Here is a 15,366-nt window from a genome sequence, read left to right as displayed (position 1 = left end):
GTCCATCACTGCGTGGGGACGCGCGGGCCGCGGCGGGCAAGGACCGTGGACGGCCCGACGCGACAGCGGGGCGGCCACTCCGTGAAGAGTGACGCGCCCCGCGGTGCCCACCTGCTGCGTGGCGTGTGACTACTGGACGGTCCAGCCCACCGTGCCGCCGCAGCTGGTGTTGCCGTAGCAGCCCGCGTGGAGCTGGTACGTGCCGCCCGCGCCCGCCGGCACCGTATAGGTGACGTGGGACAGCGAGCCGCACCCGGCGCCGTCGTCGTTGAACTTCACCTGCGTGCCGGCGGCGTTGTACAGGCGGATGAACGAGTCACCCGTGCCGGAGGCGCCCGCCACGTTGCAGGTGCCGAAGGCAAGGCGCTGGCCCGCCGTGAGGGTGACGTCCTCGTGGGTGGTGTTCTGCCGCGCGCTGTTGGAGTTGACCGAGCTGTAGCTGAACGTGCCGGAGGTGGCCGGCGGGGTCGCCGTGCCGATGGTCCACGTCACCGTGCCGCCGCAGCTGGTGTTCGCGTAGCAGCCCGCGATGATTTCGTACGTCCCGGCCGCGCCGGCGGTGAACGTCACGTTGGAGCCGCGGCCCGTGGCGCAGCCGTCATCGTTGGAGGCGACCTCGATGCCGCTGGGGCCATTGACGCGCAGCCACGTGTCGCCGGTGAAGCTGGCGCCCGTCAGGCCGCAGGTGCCCACCGTGAGGCTCTGGCCAGCGGCGAGCTCCACCGCGTGGCGGGTGGTGTTCACGGTGGCGTTGCCGGTGTTGCTGGCCGTGAAGTCGAAGGACGTCGCCGGCGGCGGCGTGGTGTTGCAGAGCCGGACGCTGGTGGTGGCGGCGCAGAACGCCTCGATGGCCGGGCGGACATAGGTGATGTCCTCGCCATTGCAGTCCGTGCCGTCCTGGCTGCACTCGTTCACGACGCGGCAGCTGCCCTGATAGACGTAGTCCAATTCGCCGCGCACCAGGATGCCGGCGATGGTGTGGCTCGACATGTCGTAGACGGCCGAGCCGGAGTTGCCTCCGAAGGTGTCGGTGCTGGCGGTGAAGTAGTCCAGGGTGCTGGCGCGGCCGCTGCGGACCGTCCCGCCCGAGTCAATCTTGAGCGGGATGCCGCTGCCCGAACCGATGACGGCCACGTTGGCGCCCGTCGTCATGGCGGCGTTGCCCGGGCGGATGGGCGCGGGCGCGAAGCGCGGCGTCGCCGGACGGTCCAGGCGGATGATGGCGAAGTCCAGCGTGCGGCCGCTGGAGGTGTTCTCCCGCCGCACGACAATCTCCTTGCAGCTGAAGATGTCCTGCGTGGTCATGGTCTGCACCGAGTTCGCGTCAGGCCGATAGAAGTTGAAGGCCCACTTGAAGTCCCTGCAGTCGGCCGCGTCCGTCACGCAGTGGCCAGCGGTCAGCAGGAGGTCATCGTCGATGAGCGTGCCCGAGCAGTAGCCGGGCGACGGGTCGTCGATGAAGCGCTGGCCCGGGCAGAGGTTGACCCACTCGCCCAGGGTGGGGCTGGTGAAGACGACGTTGTTGGGGTCCGAGTCGTCAATCTCGAACGGGTCGACCATGACGGCGCTGGCCTGCATGGCGTACTGCCGCAGGGTGGCGTCGGGGTGCGCGTACACGTCCATCCGGTCGTCGTTGCCATAGACGACGGGCTGCTCGGTGGAGCCGCTGCCAGCGGGCTCACCCTCCGAAGCCGGCCCACAGGCCGCGACGGAGAAGGTACACAACAGCGCGCCGAGCAGCTTCCTGCGGGCGTCGGTCCGGGGGATACGCATGAGACAACCACTCCTACGGGAGATGTGAAGCCCACCCCCGTCAGGGGCGGACCGGCGCAATATAGGTGAAAAAAGGCGTTCCTGCTGTCGGCGGGCGCACAGGCCGCCGCGAGCCTCAGTCCGCGTCGGGGTCGCGCAGCCACTGGAGGGCTTCCCCCCGCGTCTCGAAGGTGCGGGTGGGGATGCTCAACATGGCGCGCTTCGTCATCCGCCACGCCTGGAGCCCGGAGGGGGCGTCCGTGACGACCCGGGCGGAGCGCTTCATGCCGTGGAGCTGGGCGAAGGCGTTGAGGCTGGCCATGGCCGTCACCACGTCGCTGGGCATCACCCGGAGTTGGGACTGGTCCACCAGGGCGGACCACTCACCGGCCAGGCCGTTGATGGCCTTCTTCACGTCGGCCAGGTAGTCGGCCAGGTCGGCGGTCGTGACTTGCGGGGGATAGACAACCTCGAGGATGCGGTCCTGCGAGTGAACGGTGATCTGGAATGGCATGACGGTGATGGGCTCCGGGCGGGCGCGCCATCCTAGCCGCAGCCGGTGACACGTCTAGAGCAGGGGGGCGGATGGGGCGCCCTGGCGGCGCCTTCCCGGTCCTGTCCGGAAGGGCAGGAAATGTCAGACCCACCTGGTACTGACGTCCCTGCCGCTGCTCCGGTACCGGCGCGCCGAAGGGGCGCGACGGCGGCTGCACCCGGCAAGGGGGTTTCATGAACACGAAGTTGTACGTCCTGGGCGCGGTGCTGGGCGCCGCCCCGGGTCTGCTGCCGGGGGTGACGCCACCTCCAGACGCGAAGGACGCGCTGGAAGCCCAGGAGGCGGTCCCCGACGAAGGCCGCACGAGGGGTGGAGGCCAGGGCCAGGCGCCCCGCCATCCGTGCGAGGCCATCACCATCATCAAGGTGCCCTGCGATGCCGCGCAGGATGCCTGCGAGTACACGTATTGGCACTGCCCCGAGGTCGTGAATCCGCTCCGGGCGTGAGTGACTGACGCAGCAAGGAGCGCACGGGCGGCCGGTTTTCGCCCGTGCGCTCTTTTTTCGCGACGTGTCGGCCGTCCGCTTTTCTCCGGCGGCGCGTGTCCGTCTTGCTTGACACCCCGGAATCCCCGGCGGAAAAGCCCAGTCACACGAGGCGGCCCGGCCGTTCTTCCTCAGGGGCCGCCGGGGAGCCCGGCATTGAAGCTCGCGACGCTCAAGGACGGAACCCGTGACGGCCGCCTCATCGTCGTCAAGCGGGACAACTCGGCCTATGCGCTGGCCACCAACGTGGCGCTCACGCTGCAAGCCGCGCTGGACGATTGGGAGACGAAGGAGCCGCAGCTGCGCGCGCTGGACGCCCAGTTGGAGGCGGGCACGGTGCAGAGCCGCCCGCTGGACGTCGGCGCCCTGCACGCGCCCCTGCCGCGCGCCTACGAATGGGTGGACGGCAGCGCGTACCTCAACCACGTCATCCTGGTGCGCAAGGCGCGCGGCGCCGAGCCGCCGGAGACGTTGAAGACGGACCCGCTGGTGTACCAGGGCGGCTCCGGCGACTTCCTGGCGCCCACCGCCGACATCCCCCTGGCCGACGAGGCCTGGGGCCTGGACTTCGAAGCCGAGGTCTGCGCCATCCTGGGTGACACGCCCCAGGGCACGAAGGCGGAGAGCGCGGCGCCGCACGTCAAGCTGCTGATGCTGGCCAACGACGTGTCCCTGCGCAACCTCATCCCCAACGAGCTGGCCAAGGGCTTCGGCTTCTTCCAGAGCAAGCCGGCCACGGCGTTCAGCCCCTTCGCGGTGACGCCGGACGAGCTGGGCGCGGCCTGGCACGACGGGCGCATCCACCTGCGGCTGCGCTCGGTGCTCAACGGGCAGCAGGTGGGCGACACGGACGCGGGGCCGGAGATGCACTTCTCCTTCTTCGACCTCATCCAGCACCTGTGCAAGACGCGCAGCTACACGGCGGGCACCATCCTGGGCAGCGGCACGGTGTCCAACGCGGACCGCGAGCGCGGCATCTCCTGCCTCGCCGAGCGCCGGATGATTGAGAAGATTGAGCAGGGCGAGTCGAAGACGCCCTTCATGAAGCCGGGTGACACCATCGACATCGAGATGACGGATGCCGAAGGCCGCAGCGTGTTCGGCCGCATCGCCCAGAAGGTGGTGAAGGTTCCATGACAGGCCTGCGGCTCTACAGCTACTGGCGTTCTTCCGCGTCGTGGCGGGTGCGCATCGGCCTGCACCTGAAGGGGCTGAAGTTCGACTACGTGCCGGTGCACCTGTTGAAGGACGGCGGCGAGCAGCACGGCGCCGCGTACCGGGCGGTCAACCCCATGCGCATGTTGCCCACGCTGGAGTGGACGGAGGCGGATGGCTCAGTGCGCAGGTTGTCCCAGTCGCTGCCGGTGCTGGAGTATCTGGAGGAGCGCTTCCCGGCGCCCGCGCTGCTGCCCGCGGACGCGTTCCTCCGGGCGCAGTCCCGGATGCTGGCGGAGATGGTGAACTCCGGCATCCAGCCCATGCAGACCCTGTCCGTGGTGCAGCGCATCAAGCAGGTGCTGAACGCGGACGACAAGGCGTGGTCGGCGTACTGGAACGCGCGGGGGCTGGAGGCGCTGGAGGTGGCGGTGCAGTCCACCGCGGGGCGCTTCTGTGTCGGGGACGCGGTGTCGCTCGCGGACGTGTGCCTGGTGCCGCAGCTCTACGGTGCGCGCCGCTTCGGCGTGGACCTGGCGCCGTACCCCACGCTGCTGCGCATCGAAGCCGAGTGTCAGGCGCTGCCCGCCTTCCAGGCCGCGCAGCCCGACCGGCAGCCGGACGCGGTTCCCGTCTGAGAAGGGTGTGGCGGCCGCGCCTGCCGGGGCGTGGCCGCCGCTGCGTGGGTGCTGGGCGGGGCGTGGGCACTGGCCGCCGGGGTGCTCAGCGCGGGGTGAGCACGGCCTCGCAGGCGTGCACCTGCTCGTTGCCGAGGTCCGCCCTGCGCGCGGTGCACTTCAGGCGGAGGACCTCGCCCTCGCGCAGGACTTCACACGCGCGGTTGACCTCGAACGCCGTGCCGCTGCCCGCGTCGGCTGGCGGGGTTCCTCCGTCGGTGCTCAAGGTGATGACGACGTTCGTATCCGCCAGGTACCAGTTGTCGCCCTGGAGGATGTCCACCGTGCCCGCGTAGACAGCTCCCCTGGTGGGCAGTCCCGTGCGTTCCTCCACCGCCACGTCCAGGCGGCAGTCGTCTTGAGGGGTGCTCACCTGGAGGAGGCCCGGCGCTCCGCAGGTGTTGTGGCCCACGTCGAAGGTGACGCTCTGGGCGGGTTGGTAGCAGTCCTTCCCTCCCGAGTCCGCGACGAGCAGCACCGCCGTGGTGGCGAGCGCGGCGGTGGCCGCGAGGTTCATCAGGATGACTTTCACGCGTTGACTCCAGTGGGGGACGAGGCGGGGAGGCACGGCGGTTCGCGGGTGGTGGCGCGGCTGTAGCGCACCGCCACCCAGACGAGCGGCAAGGTGACGAGGTCGGTGGGGTCGGCCCAGGCGCGGAAGCTCCGGATGCCGAGCGGCACGCCCAGGGGCCGCAGCAGCTCACAGAAGAGGTCCGCGGCGGGCTGGGAGACTTTGAGCGCGGTGTAGAGGCACGCGGTGAAGGCCGCGCCCACGGCCACCCGGCGCGCCCTGGGCCAGCGCGTCACCAGCGCCAGCAGCGCGGACACGTAGAGCGGCAGGAAGAAGCAGATGGCGACGTCGGACAGCTTGCCGGTGAGGGCGTTGTGGAAGGCGGGCTTGAGCCAGCGGTCATTCACCGCCATCAGCGCCACCGCGCACAGGGGCAGCGGCGCGAGGAACTCCGGCATGCCGGGCAGGCGCTTCATTGCAGCCGCTTCCCGCTCGACAGGGCCCGCAGGAGGATGGCGTCCGTGAGCAGCTCCACCGGGGCCTGGTCGTCCGTCAGCGGCGCACCCGCGGGCACCGGCTTCAGCTCTCCGGCCACGCGCTCCGCCAGCGGGCGCAGCGAGGCGGGCAGTGACGGTGTGCGCTCCGCGAGCCGCTCCGCGAGCCCCGGGGCTCCGGCGAAGAGCAACGTGTTGCTGTGGTTGCGCGCGTCGGCGGCCCGGACCTCTGGGAAGACGGTGGCCAGCGTGGCGCCCACGGCCTCCACCACCGCGCGCTCCTGCGCGTAGCGCCCCACGTTGAAGCAGGCCACGCCACCGGGCTTCAGGCGGGCGGCCACGGCGGAGGCGAACTCGCGCGTCGTCAGGTGGAAGGGGACGTACGGGAAGCGGAACGCGTCGACCAGGATGACGTCGTACTGGCGGGTGTCGCGCGTGAGGAAGGCGCGCGCGTCGCCCACGTGGACCTCCACCTCGGAGGGCAGGTCGAAGTGCGCGCGGCCCAGGCGCACCACCTCCGCGTCCAGCTCCACGCCCACCACCTCCACGCCCGGGTACGCCTCCCGCAGGCCCCTGGCGCTCGTGCCCGCGCCCAGACCCAGGACCAGCACCCGGGGCGCTCGTGGCGCTGTCTGGGCCATGGCGGGGACCAGCAGGTAGTGCCCGAAGACCTCTCCGCGCACCGGCAGGCCGGGCCGGTGGACGCTCTGCACCGCGTAGCCCTCATCGAAGACGAGTGAGCGGGTGCCGTGTTCGTCCTTCATCACCTGGATGAAGGCATAGGGGGACTCGGCCACCTCCACGGCCTGGGGGCCGCGGGGCAGGGCGTGGACGCCCAAGGCCAGCGCCACCACGGGCACGCCCACCGCGGGCAGCCGCCACCGCCACCCCAGGTGCCAGGAGGCCGTGAGCCCCAGCGCCGCCGCGAAGAGCGCCATGGTGCGCGCGGTGCCCAGCAGCGGCAGCACGACGAAGGCCGCCAGCAGCGTTCCGGTGATGCTGCCCACCGTGGACGCGGAAGACAGCCGTCCGGCATGCGCGCCCGCTGACGCCACGCCCGCCAGCCCCACGCGCAGCACGTAGGGTCCCACGGCGCCCAGCACCAGCAGGGGCGGCACCGCCACCACCAGCAGCAAGGCCACGCGGCCCAATCCCTCCACGGGGCGTCCCCCCAGCACCGCGGCCGTGGCGTCGGGCAGCAGCGCCCGCGCGAGGAAGGGCAGCAGGGCCAGGGCGAGCGCACTGAGGCAGAGCGCGCTCAGCAGCGGCGTCAGGCGCCCCGAGCGGTCCGCCGCGCGGCCTCCCAACTGCGCGCCCAACGCGAGCCCACCCAGGACCAGGGAGATGAGCGCGGCCCAGACGGGCGTACTGCTGCCGAAGTAGGGCGCCATCAGGCGTGAGGCCGCCATCTCCGACGCCATGACCGTCATGCCGGTGATGAAGGACAGCCATGTCAGCGAAGACGTGGGGCTCATTTTCGGACGCCTGCATCAGCAAGGTCCGTTCCAGCGAGAAGCCCTCGAAATGATTGATGCGAAGGGACAGCGACGGCAGGGGCACCATGACAGGCGTGCCAGGGGAGGCGAGCTATCGGGTGGCGACGCCCCGGCGCCTCCGGGCGGCGGCGACCGTCAGCAGCAGCACCGCGAGGGGGACACCCAGCACCAGCGGCCACAGCCAGAGCGGCTCGCCGCCGTGGATGACGGCGCGGAGCTCGCGGCCCTCGGCGGGGGCGTCCATCAGCTCCGCGAGGCTGAGCTTCCACTCCACGGTGTCCTTCTGCTCGTTCACCGTGCCGTTCGTCTCGCCGATGCCAGGGCCGTGGATGCGGAGGGTGAGGCGGTTGTTGACGAGCATGGCCTTCACCATGCCCTTCGCCAACTCCTGGGCGGCCTGCTCCGCGGCGTCGTCACCGACGCCGGCCGGCGCGGCGAAGGCCTTCTCCGGGTTGAAGCGCTGGGTGTAGACGTAGTCCCCGCCCTGGCGCTCGATGCGGACGTCCCACGCGTCCTTGGGCGACGACGGTTGGCCCTGGGCGTGCTGCGCGGCGGCGCGGCGGTAGAGCTCCGGGAGCCGGGTGACGTCCTTCACCGTCACGTCGTAGACGAGATGGACCTGGCCGTCCTTCTCGTAGTCCCGGAGCATCGCCTGGGAGACCTCCGGGTCCTGGCGCAGCGCCTGCTCGGCTTCGCGCGCCTTCGCCAGCAGCGCCTCCTTGGCGTTTGAATCGCCGCCCAGTCTCGCCAGGGCCGTCAGTGATTTGGGCATCCCCAGGTCGACGACCAGCCGCGCCGAACCCCCTGGCTCAATCCAGAGGTCCTGCTCGACGTTGAAGCAGCCCGTCAGGAAGAGGGACAGCGCCGCGAGCAGCAGCGCGGGGCGAAGCAGGGGGCTCGGTGCGCCAGGGGCCATGGCGCACCAGTATGCTGGGACTGTTTCACGCGGAGAAGGGGAGGGACGCCACCTTCACCGTGGCGGGGCCCGCCGCCAGGGTCAGCTCGGTGCCCGGCTCCAGCGAGTCCCGGTGCACGTAGCCCAGGGCCACCCGCTGCCCCGCGACAGGCGACTGCACCACGCTGGTCAGCCAGCCCACCTTCTTCTCCCCGCGCCGCAGCTCGGTGCCGGGGGCCACGTCCGCGTCGCCCAGCAGCAGCCCCGTCAGCTTGCGGTTCATGTGGCCGCGGAAGGTGGCGCGGGCGATGACCTCCTGCCCGATGTAGCAACCCTTGTTGTAGGAGATGGCGTTCGCCAGGTTGGCCTCCAGCGGAATGGTGGTGTCCACCATGTCCTGGCCGTACCGGGGCACGCCGGCCTCCACGCGGAGCAGCTCCAGGGCCTCGAAGCCCAGGGGCTTCAGCCCGTGCGCGGCGCCCGCTTCGGAGAGGGCCTGCCAGACGGCCTCCAGGCCGGCGCGCGGCACCCACACGTCGACGCCGTGGGGCTCGATGGCGGTGCTCCCCAGCAGCCAGACCTCCTGGCCCGCCAGGGTGCCCGTGCGGGCGGCATGGTGGGACAGCGGCGCATGGGGGCTGCCCAGGGCGGCCGACAGGACGTCCGCCGTCCGGGGCCCGAGCAGCCGAAGCAGGGCCAGCTCCCCCGTGGCCTCGTGCAGCTCGGCGTCCTCGGAGATGAGGTATTTGTCCAGGAACTCCCGTACCTTGGCGCCGGTGCCGGGCTCCACGTCCAGGAGGAGGTCCGTCTCCCGCTTGAGGATGCGGGCGTCCGCCACCATGGCCCCCTTGGCGGTCACCATGGCGGCATAGGCCGCGGTGCCCACGGGCAGGTTGTTCACCTCCTGGGTGACCATCCCGTGTAGGAAAGAGGCCCGGTCCTCTCCCGTGATTCGGAGGGTTTCGCGGTAGGAGGCATCATGGAGGGCCACGGACGCCTTGGCCGCCCGGTACGCTTCCTCCGAGTCTCCATACCCGGCCACGGTTTCCCGGCCGCCCACCGCGCCAAAGCGGGCGCCCGCCTTCTCGTGAAGAAAATGCAGAGACAGCGGTTCCATGTCCGTCGCTATATAGAGGCGAAGGAGCGAATGCCACGATGGATGTGAAGCACCTGTCGTCCTTCCAGGACTTCTCGCCAGAGAAGCTCCTGAAGCACAACGTCTTCCAGTCCGGCCGGTTCTTCCTGGACGTGTACTGCCTGCAGCCGGGGCAGGCCCAGAAGCCCCACCGCCACGCCGCGTCGGACAAGGTGTATGTCGTCCTCGACGGGCGCTGCCGCTTTCGCGTGGGCGCCGAAGAAGAAGTCCACGGCCCTGGCGCCGCCATTTTCGCCCCCGCGGGCGCCGAGCACGGCGTCGCCAACGACGGCCCCGAGGCCGCCCGCCTCCTCGTTCTGATGTCCCCGCCCCCGGAGCATGCATGAGCTCGACGTCTTCCCCTTCGCCCACTCCCGTGGCGACCCGTGGCGCGCTGGCGCTGCTGGTCCTGGGCCTCGCGGAGAGTGGCCTGGCCATCTTCCAGTGGATGCAGCTGCTCACCCTGCGCGGTGGCGGCTCCACCGTGTGCGGCGTCTCCGACACGGTGAACTGCGAGACGGTGTGGAACTCCCCCTTCGCCAGCCGCGTGCATGACCTGGTGGGCCTGCCCGTGGCGGCCCTGGGGCTCGTGTGGGGCCTGGCCGCGGTGGGCCTGTCCGCCCTGTTCCTGGCGTGGGCCCGCTCGGGCCGGCCGGTGCGTCCGGCGGCCAACGGGCTGCGGCTGGTGGCCGTCGCGGGCCTGGTGTCCGTGGCCGTCTTCGTCGTGGCCAGCGCGCAGTCGGGCGCGCTGTGCCCGACGTGTCTGGCGACCTATGCGCTGGTGGTGGCCTTCGCGGGCGTGGCCTGGAAGGGCCTGCCCGGACCGCTGCTGCCCGGCGCGGGTGAGTGGGGCGCCACGCTGAAGTGGACGGTGGGCGTCACGGCCGCGGTCTTCCTGGCGGCGCTGCTCCCCGGCCGGGCCACGCCCAAGGCGTCGGAGGCGTCCGGTGCCGCGTTGCTGCCGCCCGTGCCGCAGGTGGTCAACACGCAGATGCCGGGCGTGACGCCGCAGACGCCGCCGCCTCCGCCCGCGTCGCTGGAGGAGTTCCTGCGCTCGTTGCCGCCGCAGCATCAGCAGTTCATCTCGGACTCGCTGGCCGCGTACCGCAGCGAGACGCCGCAGCCCGCCGCGTCGCCCGCGCGTCATCGCTATGGGCCGGTGGATGCGCCGGTGAAGATTGTCGAGTGGACGGACAGCAAGTGCCCCCACTGCAAGATGCTGGTGGAGGAGCTGGCCGCGCTGAAGAAGCGTGTCCCGGAAGGGAAGCTGTCGCTGGAGGCGCGCCAGTTCCCGCTGGATGGGGCGTGCAACCCGGCGATTCCTCGCCGTGGGCCGGACGCGCCCAGCGTGCGCTGCGTGGCGGCCCGCGCGCAGATCTGCCTGGAGGGCGCGCCGGACTACTGGGAGCTGCGGGAGAAGATGTTCGCCGCGCAGGCCGTGCTGGACACGGAGCGGGCGGTGGAGATTGCGTCGTCTGGTTCGGTGCCGCGCTCGCAGTTGGAGGTGTGCATGAACAGCCCGGCGACGACGGCGAAGATTCAGGAGGACTCCCGCTACGCCATGCGCCACCACATCCAGGGGACGCCGCTGGTGCTGGTGAATGGCCGCGAGGTGATGCCCTCCGCGCCGTTCATCTACGCGCTGGTGATGGCGGACGGCAACCCGAGCGCCCCCGCCTTCGACGTGCTGCCCCCGCCGCGCCCGCGCCCGGCCGGTGGACATGGCCACGACGACCACGCGGGCCACAACCACTGAGGACGCGGCACCCGCACCATGGGCAAGCGCGACAAGAAGGGTGAGCCGCCAGCGGCACCGGCGGCTCCGTTCAACAATCCGTTCGCCGCGCTCTCGGTGCAGCGGGAGGCCTTGCCCCAGGCGCCCGCCGCGCCCGCGTCACCGGCGCGCGTGAAGGCCGAGCCCAAGGGCCCCGCGCGCGCGGTGGTGCGCATGGAGCGCAAGGGCCGTGGCGGCAAGGAAGTCACGGTGGTGGAGCACCTGGAGCTGCCCGCGGCTCAACGCGAGGTGTGGCTCAAGGCGCTGAAGAACTCGCTCGGCTGCGGCGGCGTGGTGGAGGACGACACGCTGGTGCTTCAGGGCGACCAGCGTGAGCGGCTGCCCGCGCTGCTCGAGGCTCGGGGCGTGCGGAAGGTCACGGTCGGCTGACGCGGGCTCCTCGGGTTCTTCCCCCCGTCCCAGGCTGCTCCCACGTTCCCGACGTCGGCCATCCCCGGCGCCGGGCGGCGTATGGCTGGCGGGCTCCTACGCCTGGGGCTTGCCGCATCACCGCTGGGCCCTCGTGAGCGGCCCGAGCAGCGCGATGGCCAGCGCTCCACAGGCGCGGCGCGCGGAGGTTGGATGCCCTGCACCCCTCCTGTTACGTTGGCCAGGACATGCAAACGCGCCTACCCATCCGGGCTGTCCTGCTTCTCGTTCTCGCGGCCTCGTCAGTCGCTCATGCCAGCGACGAGCGTAACAAGCCCTCTGTGCGTCTCATCATGCTCTCCGAGCACCCGACTGACGGCACTCGCCCTATCTATGTGAAGGGGCAGGTGGTCACGACGCTGCGGTTCGAGCAGTTGGTAGACGCTGACAAGACGAAGATGAGCGATTGGGAGGGGCGGCTCGAACCGCTGGCGGTGGTCCGCAACAAGGTGCTCCTCGAGCCCATCCGGGACCTCAACAGGGACGAAGGAATCCCCTTGCTCGTGACGCTGGCGGATGGGACCGAAATCCCGTTCCTCGTGAGGCCACCTTGGCCCAAGCGGGACGGGGGGTGGCCGCCGATTCTGGACCAGCAGGTCGACGTGTTCAAAGACAGGGAGAGCTATGCGGCCATGCACGCGGCCCTGATGGATGCACTCAAGAAGAACGACACGCTTGCTGAGGAGAATGAGCGCTACCGCAAGGAAGAGAACTCCGTCGATCACGCCTACGCGACGCTCCTTGCGAACGGGCACGCGAAGAAGACGCCTTTTCGCTTCGTGATGGCCGCCCGCCCGAAGGACCCGAACATGGAGATGCTTGTTGAGGTCTTCTCAGGGCCCGGAAAAGCGGCAGCGCTCATCACCCTCAAGAACACCAACCATGGCGATACCTGGGAGTTCGCGGGGGCCTACCTGACGCGCGACCTGACCAGCTACACGAAGCAGTCCTTCGCGCTTCGGATGACTCGCTCCGCGATTGCCCAGGGGCAGTCAGGAACCATCGCGGTCGTGGCGGACAAGAGCGCCTTTGAAAAGGACGGGCAGCTCGTGGACCTTGCCCTCCAGATCTTTCGGTCCGACGGAAACCAGCAGGTCATGGTGAGGATGGATCGCACCCTGATTCGGCAGTAGAAATGCCGGTCATGCGCACCACCGCTCTGCTGGGCATCACTGCCGCCATGCTCGCCACGACTTCCGGCTGCACCACGCCCGGAGGCGTCGCGCTGCGCCCGGACGGCACTCCGGGGCTGCAAGAGTGCTCGGAGGAGGCGCTGAAGACGATGCGAATCTTGCGGCTGCGCGTTGGGGATTCCTCGTTGGTGGAGCTCGACGCGAACCAGATGAGGTCTCGCCGCATTACCCTCTACGATGGCCCGGTCGAAAGCGTCCTCATGCGCGATATGGGCATTCTTGAGACGACGACCCGCTTGTACGGGCAGGTCTGGACGAGCGGTCCACAGGTGGTCATCCGCTACTACGAGGCCTACCCGCCGGACGGCGACAAGGTGCCGATTTGCGCGGTGGCACGGCTCAGCGAGGACCAGCTGCGGAAGCGGCCCGAGTCGAAGCCAGGTACGGCCATTCTCGATGGCTCCATGGCGGCTGTCTCCATCGTCGATGCGTTCCGGTGACACGCTCGCTCGGCTGACCACGCCGGGCTGATATCTGCGTCGCTGCGGACACAGCGGGTCGGATGAAGAGGGGTGCGAAGCGGTTTGAGCGAGCGACCCTGACGCCTGTAGGAGTGGGCGACAACGGGATGGTGAGCAGGTTCCTGCGAGCGGCGCGGGGCCTCACGGCACTTGCGCGCCCACCGATCTCCGGGGAGCGCTCGTAGGCTCGCTTCAGCGCGTCCGGGTGGGCCGGGTTGTCGAGGTCTAAGCCATCCGGGGTAAATCTTTGCCTAGGGAAGTAGCATCTACTGCTGCCCTGCAGGAGGGCAGGAGGAGCGGTGGATGAGCCGAAGTGGCAACCACCTCAAAGCGACGGTGCCACAGCGCCGAGCACTTCAGCGGCTGGTGCGAGGTGCTGACTCGGTAGCCGCAGGGCTCCGGGCCACTATCGTCTTGTTGAGTTCCGCTGGGGATAGCGCGGCGCATATCGCGCGGGCGCTGGGCGTCAGTCCCCGGATGGTGCGCGACTGCCGACGGCGATGGCGGCTGGGCGGCCTGGCCTCTTCGTCGCACTGGTACGCAAACGGAGAGCTCGCGCCCAGGCCACCGGCAAGCGAATCGTGCTTGTGCTCGACAACGACGGGGCCTTCACTTCCAAGCTCTCCACCCAAGTACTCCAGGAGGTGGAGGCGTGGGTGCTCCCCTTCTGGCTGCCGAAGTATACCTCGGAGACACTCAGCCGGATTGAGAGCCTCTGGGGCCACATTTCAAGGAGGCGTACTTCAGCCGCATGCTGGCGAAGCGGCGGGATGACTTCTATGCTGCTGTCGTCCACCTCCTGGCGCAGTTGGGCCGCCCTGGAGGCTTCCGACGTCTCTTCTCCTTTGCCCGCCCTCGTCGGGTAGGCAAAGATTTACCCCGGATGGCTTAGGCAGGCGTTTCACGACGGTCCCGACTTTCAATTTATCAATGACAGGGACGTTGCTGACAGGTGTGTGCTGGTTTACGGCAGCGCCAACGCGTCGGAGTTGCTGCGGGCGCGGTTAATCGAGTTGGAGGCCAACCGCATCGCGTGCGAGGTGGAAATCTCCACGCAACGCGATCGCTGCAAAGTCAGACGAATCACTCGCTGGATGATCTCGGGGCATATGTTCTTTTGAACATTTAGAAGCCATTTCAAAAATCGCCCTGAAGGATCCTGCAGCAGATGCGGGCGAGCTGGAGGTAGTGGAAGGCGCGATGCATCGCAACCGACCTCTCGTATCGGACTTTGAGGCGACGCGCCTGGCCGACCCAGGAGAGCGTCCGTTCCACTACCCAACGGACTCGACCGAGGCCGCTTCCGTGCGGCATGCCGAGACTGGCCAGATGGCCCCTGATGCGCCGCTGCTTCAGGCCCCGGCGATTGCAAGGGGTTCCGTACGCTCGGTCGCGATAGAGGTCCTTCGGCTTGCGTCGTGGGCGCCCGCGCGGACCATGAATGGCCGGGATGTCGTCCAACAGCGGCATGGCCTCCATCGAGTCGTGCCGCTGCGCTCCTGTTATCCGCAGCGCAAGCGGTGTGCCCCGACGGTCAACGATGAGGTGTCGTTTCGAACCCATCTTCGCTCTGTCCGTGGGGTTCTTTCCCGTGTAGGCCCCCCAAAAACTGCCCGGATGCTCTGGCTGTCGATCGCAGCCTTCGACCAGTCGATGCGGCCTTCGCGGCCGAGCCGATCCAGAAGCGCGTGCAGCACCTTCTTCCACACGCCGCGTCGTTGCCAGTACCGAAGCCGGCGCCAACACGTCACGCCGGACCCACAGCCCATCTCTTGGGGCCGCATCCACCACGGGATGCCGCTCTGCAGGACGAAGATGATTCCCGTAAGGCACGCGCGGTCGTCGATAGGCGGTCGCCCGCGCTTGCCCGCTCCTGCCCGATGCCCCGGCAGAAGTGGACGGACGACCTCCCACAGCTCATCTGGTACCAACGGGCCAGCCATCCAGCAGCAGTGGCCGCGCGCGGTCGCGTTGGCCACTGGCCGAACGGGCATTTTTGAAACGGTTTCTTAGTCATTCAGCGTGTTCTTGATACGCAAACGCTGCATCATGCCTACCTCGGGTTGCTCGGTCGCGCTTCTTAGCGCATCTCGGATTTCTTTTAGGTGCTCCGCACTAGCAGGCCAGACTGCCGAAAGCGACTTCAGTGAGTGCATTAATGGCCTTATCACGCCATGAATTACCTCGCCGTCTACATCGAGTCGAGGCAACACCTCGGATAGCAGGATGGGCTATCCGAGGTGTTGCCTGGACTCGAGGTGGACGGCGAGGTAATTCATGGCGTGGTAAGGCCATTAATGCACTCACTGAAGTCGCTTTCGGCAGTCTGGCCTGCTAGTTGGGAGCAACTAAA

General features: G+C 69.2%; 18 protein-coding genes and 1 pseudogene. 10 read left to right on the top strand and 9 right to left on the bottom strand.

The genetic code is table 11. The features are described from left to right. Positions 1 to 129 precede the first annotated feature (129 nt). Together G4D87_RS19235 and G4D87_RS19230 are read right to left on the bottom strand one after the other, a co-directional pair. Positions 130 to 1,773, bottom strand: coding sequence for a serine protease (locus G4D87_RS19235; RefSeq protein WP_163783517.1), 1,644 nt, complete (start codon positions 1,771 to 1,773; stop codon positions 130 to 132). A gap of 115 nt (positions 1,774 to 1,888) precedes the next feature. After that, the gene (locus tag G4D87_RS19230) at positions 1,889 to 2,266 is read right to left on the bottom strand and encodes a SpoIIAA family protein (protein ID WP_163783516.1); all 378 of its coding nucleotides are present in this window, start codon (positions 2,264 to 2,266) and stop codon (positions 1,889 to 1,891) included. 215 nt (positions 2,267 to 2,481) lie between these two features. Between G4D87_RS19230 and G4D87_RS19225 the strand changes: the two genes are divergently transcribed. The 3 genes from G4D87_RS19225 to maiA all read left to right on the top strand — a co-directional run bounded on the left by G4D87_RS19225 (position 2,482) and on the right by maiA (position 4,586). After that, positions 2,482 to 2,754 carry a hypothetical protein gene (locus G4D87_RS19225; protein WP_163783515.1) on the top strand — a complete coding sequence of 91 codons (273 nt, stop codon included), beginning with the start codon at positions 2,482 to 2,484 and terminating at the stop codon, positions 2,752 to 2,754. 195 nt (positions 2,755 to 2,949) lie between these two features. Then, positions 2,950 to 3,930, top strand: coding sequence for a fumarylacetoacetate hydrolase family protein (locus G4D87_RS19220; RefSeq protein ID WP_163783514.1), 981 nt, complete (start codon positions 2,950 to 2,952; stop codon positions 3,928 to 3,930). After that, positions 3,927 to 4,586 carry a maleylacetoacetate isomerase gene (maiA, locus tag G4D87_RS19215; RefSeq protein ID WP_163783513.1) on the top strand — a complete coding sequence of 220 codons (660 nt, stop codon included), beginning with the start codon at positions 3,927 to 3,929 and terminating at the stop codon, positions 4,584 to 4,586. Before G4D87_RS19220 ends, maiA begins: the two co-directional genes overlap by 4 nt. A gap of 85 nt (positions 4,587 to 4,671) precedes the next feature. On the opposite strand, the gene G4D87_RS19210 is transcribed toward maiA, so the two are convergent. From G4D87_RS19210 to ygfZ, 5 genes are all read right to left on the bottom strand, one after another. Further along, on the bottom strand, positions 4,672 to 5,157 hold the full coding sequence (locus G4D87_RS19210; RefSeq protein ID WP_163783512.1) for a hypothetical protein: 486 nt from the start codon (positions 5,155 to 5,157) through the stop codon (positions 4,672 to 4,674). Continuing rightward, positions 5,154 to 5,612, bottom strand: a complete 459-nt coding sequence (locus G4D87_RS19205; RefSeq protein ID WP_163783511.1) for a hypothetical protein — start codon at positions 5,610 to 5,612, stop codon at positions 5,154 to 5,156. The genes G4D87_RS19210 and G4D87_RS19205 overlap by 4 nt, the downstream gene beginning before the upstream one ends. Continuing rightward, a complete protein-coding gene (locus G4D87_RS19200; protein WP_163783510.1) occupies positions 5,609 to 7,105 on the bottom strand; it encodes a fused MFS/spermidine synthase in 1,497 nt (498 codons plus the stop codon). The genes G4D87_RS19205 and G4D87_RS19200 overlap by 4 nt, the downstream gene beginning before the upstream one ends. A 112-nt stretch (positions 7,106 to 7,217) precedes the next feature. Further along, positions 7,218 to 8,042 carry a hypothetical protein gene (locus G4D87_RS19195; protein ID WP_163783509.1) on the bottom strand — a complete coding sequence of 275 codons (825 nt, stop codon included), beginning with the start codon at positions 8,040 to 8,042 and terminating at the stop codon, positions 7,218 to 7,220. 25 nt (positions 8,043 to 8,067) lie between these two features. Beyond that, positions 8,068 to 9,138: a CAF17-like 4Fe-4S cluster assembly/insertion protein YgfZ gene (gene ygfZ, locus G4D87_RS19190; RefSeq protein ID WP_163783508.1), complete on the bottom strand. Its 1,071-nt coding sequence runs from the start codon at positions 9,136 to 9,138 to the stop codon at positions 8,068 to 8,070. Between the two features lie 38 nt (positions 9,139 to 9,176). Here ygfZ and G4D87_RS19185 point away from each other — a divergent pair, with 38 nt between their 5' ends. From G4D87_RS19185 to G4D87_RS19165, 5 genes are all read left to right on the top strand, one after another. Then, complete coding sequence (locus G4D87_RS19185) at positions 9,177 to 9,503, top strand: cupin domain-containing protein (RefSeq protein WP_163783507.1); 327 nt, start codon at positions 9,177 to 9,179, stop codon at positions 9,501 to 9,503. Further along, the gene (locus G4D87_RS19180) at positions 9,500 to 10,912 is read left to right on the top strand and encodes a vitamin K epoxide reductase/DsbA family protein (protein WP_205507642.1); all 1,413 of its coding nucleotides are present in this window, start codon (positions 9,500 to 9,502) and stop codon (positions 10,910 to 10,912) included. The genes G4D87_RS19185 and G4D87_RS19180 overlap by 4 nt, the downstream gene beginning before the upstream one ends. 18 nt (positions 10,913 to 10,930) lie before the next feature. Further along, positions 10,931 to 11,320: a translation initiation factor gene (locus tag G4D87_RS19175; protein WP_163783505.1), complete on the top strand. Its 390-nt coding sequence runs from the start codon at positions 10,931 to 10,933 to the stop codon at positions 11,318 to 11,320. A gap of 227 nt (positions 11,321 to 11,547) precedes the next feature. Next, a complete protein-coding gene (locus G4D87_RS19170; RefSeq protein ID WP_163783504.1) occupies positions 11,548 to 12,492 on the top strand; it encodes a DUF2381 family protein in 945 nt (314 codons plus the stop codon). A gap of 11 nt (positions 12,493 to 12,503) precedes the next feature. Then, a complete protein-coding gene (locus tag G4D87_RS19165; protein WP_371928563.1) occupies positions 12,504 to 12,992 on the top strand; it encodes a serine/threonine protein kinase in 489 nt (162 codons plus the stop codon). Here G4D87_RS19165 and G4D87_RS39485 read toward each other — a convergent pair. Next, positions 12,892 to 13,296, bottom strand: coding sequence for a DUF5953 family protein (locus G4D87_RS39485; protein ID WP_240358405.1), 405 nt, complete (start codon positions 13,294 to 13,296; stop codon positions 12,892 to 12,894). The two genes, G4D87_RS19165 and G4D87_RS39485, sit on opposite strands and share 101 nt — an antisense overlap. Positions 13,297 to 13,316: 20 nt before the next feature. On the opposite strand from G4D87_RS39485, the pseudogene G4D87_RS40265 reads away from it, so the two are divergent. Both G4D87_RS40265 and G4D87_RS40260 read left to right on the top strand, forming a co-directional pair. Beyond that, positions 13,317 to 13,529 (top strand): annotated as a pseudogene (locus G4D87_RS40265) (helix-turn-helix domain-containing protein); the annotation flags it as partial. Further along, complete coding sequence (locus G4D87_RS40260; protein WP_371928562.1) at positions 13,514 to 13,879, top strand: transposase; 366 nt, start codon at positions 13,514 to 13,516, stop codon at positions 13,877 to 13,879. The pseudogene G4D87_RS40265 and the gene G4D87_RS40260, both read left to right, overlap by 16 nt. A 271-nt stretch (positions 13,880 to 14,150) precedes the next feature. On the opposite strand, the gene G4D87_RS19150 is transcribed toward G4D87_RS40260, so the two are convergent. Beyond that, positions 14,151 to 14,956, bottom strand: a protein-coding gene (locus tag G4D87_RS19150; protein ID WP_163783518.1) for an IS5 family transposase whose coding sequence is annotated in 2 segments (ribosomal slippage) — positions 14,151 to 14,608 and positions 14,608 to 14,956 — 807 coding nt in all. Because the reading frame shifts where the segments join, the coding sequence is not laid out codon by codon here. Positions 14,957 to 15,366: the final 410 nt, after the last annotated feature.

It is taken from the genome of Myxococcus vastator (assembly GCF_010894475.1).
GTDB lineage: Bacteria > Myxococcota > Myxococcia > Myxococcales > Myxococcaceae > Myxococcus > Myxococcus vastator.
Note: the sequence above shows the minus strand (reverse complement) of the source record. Positions and strands in the feature narration are given on the sequence as shown.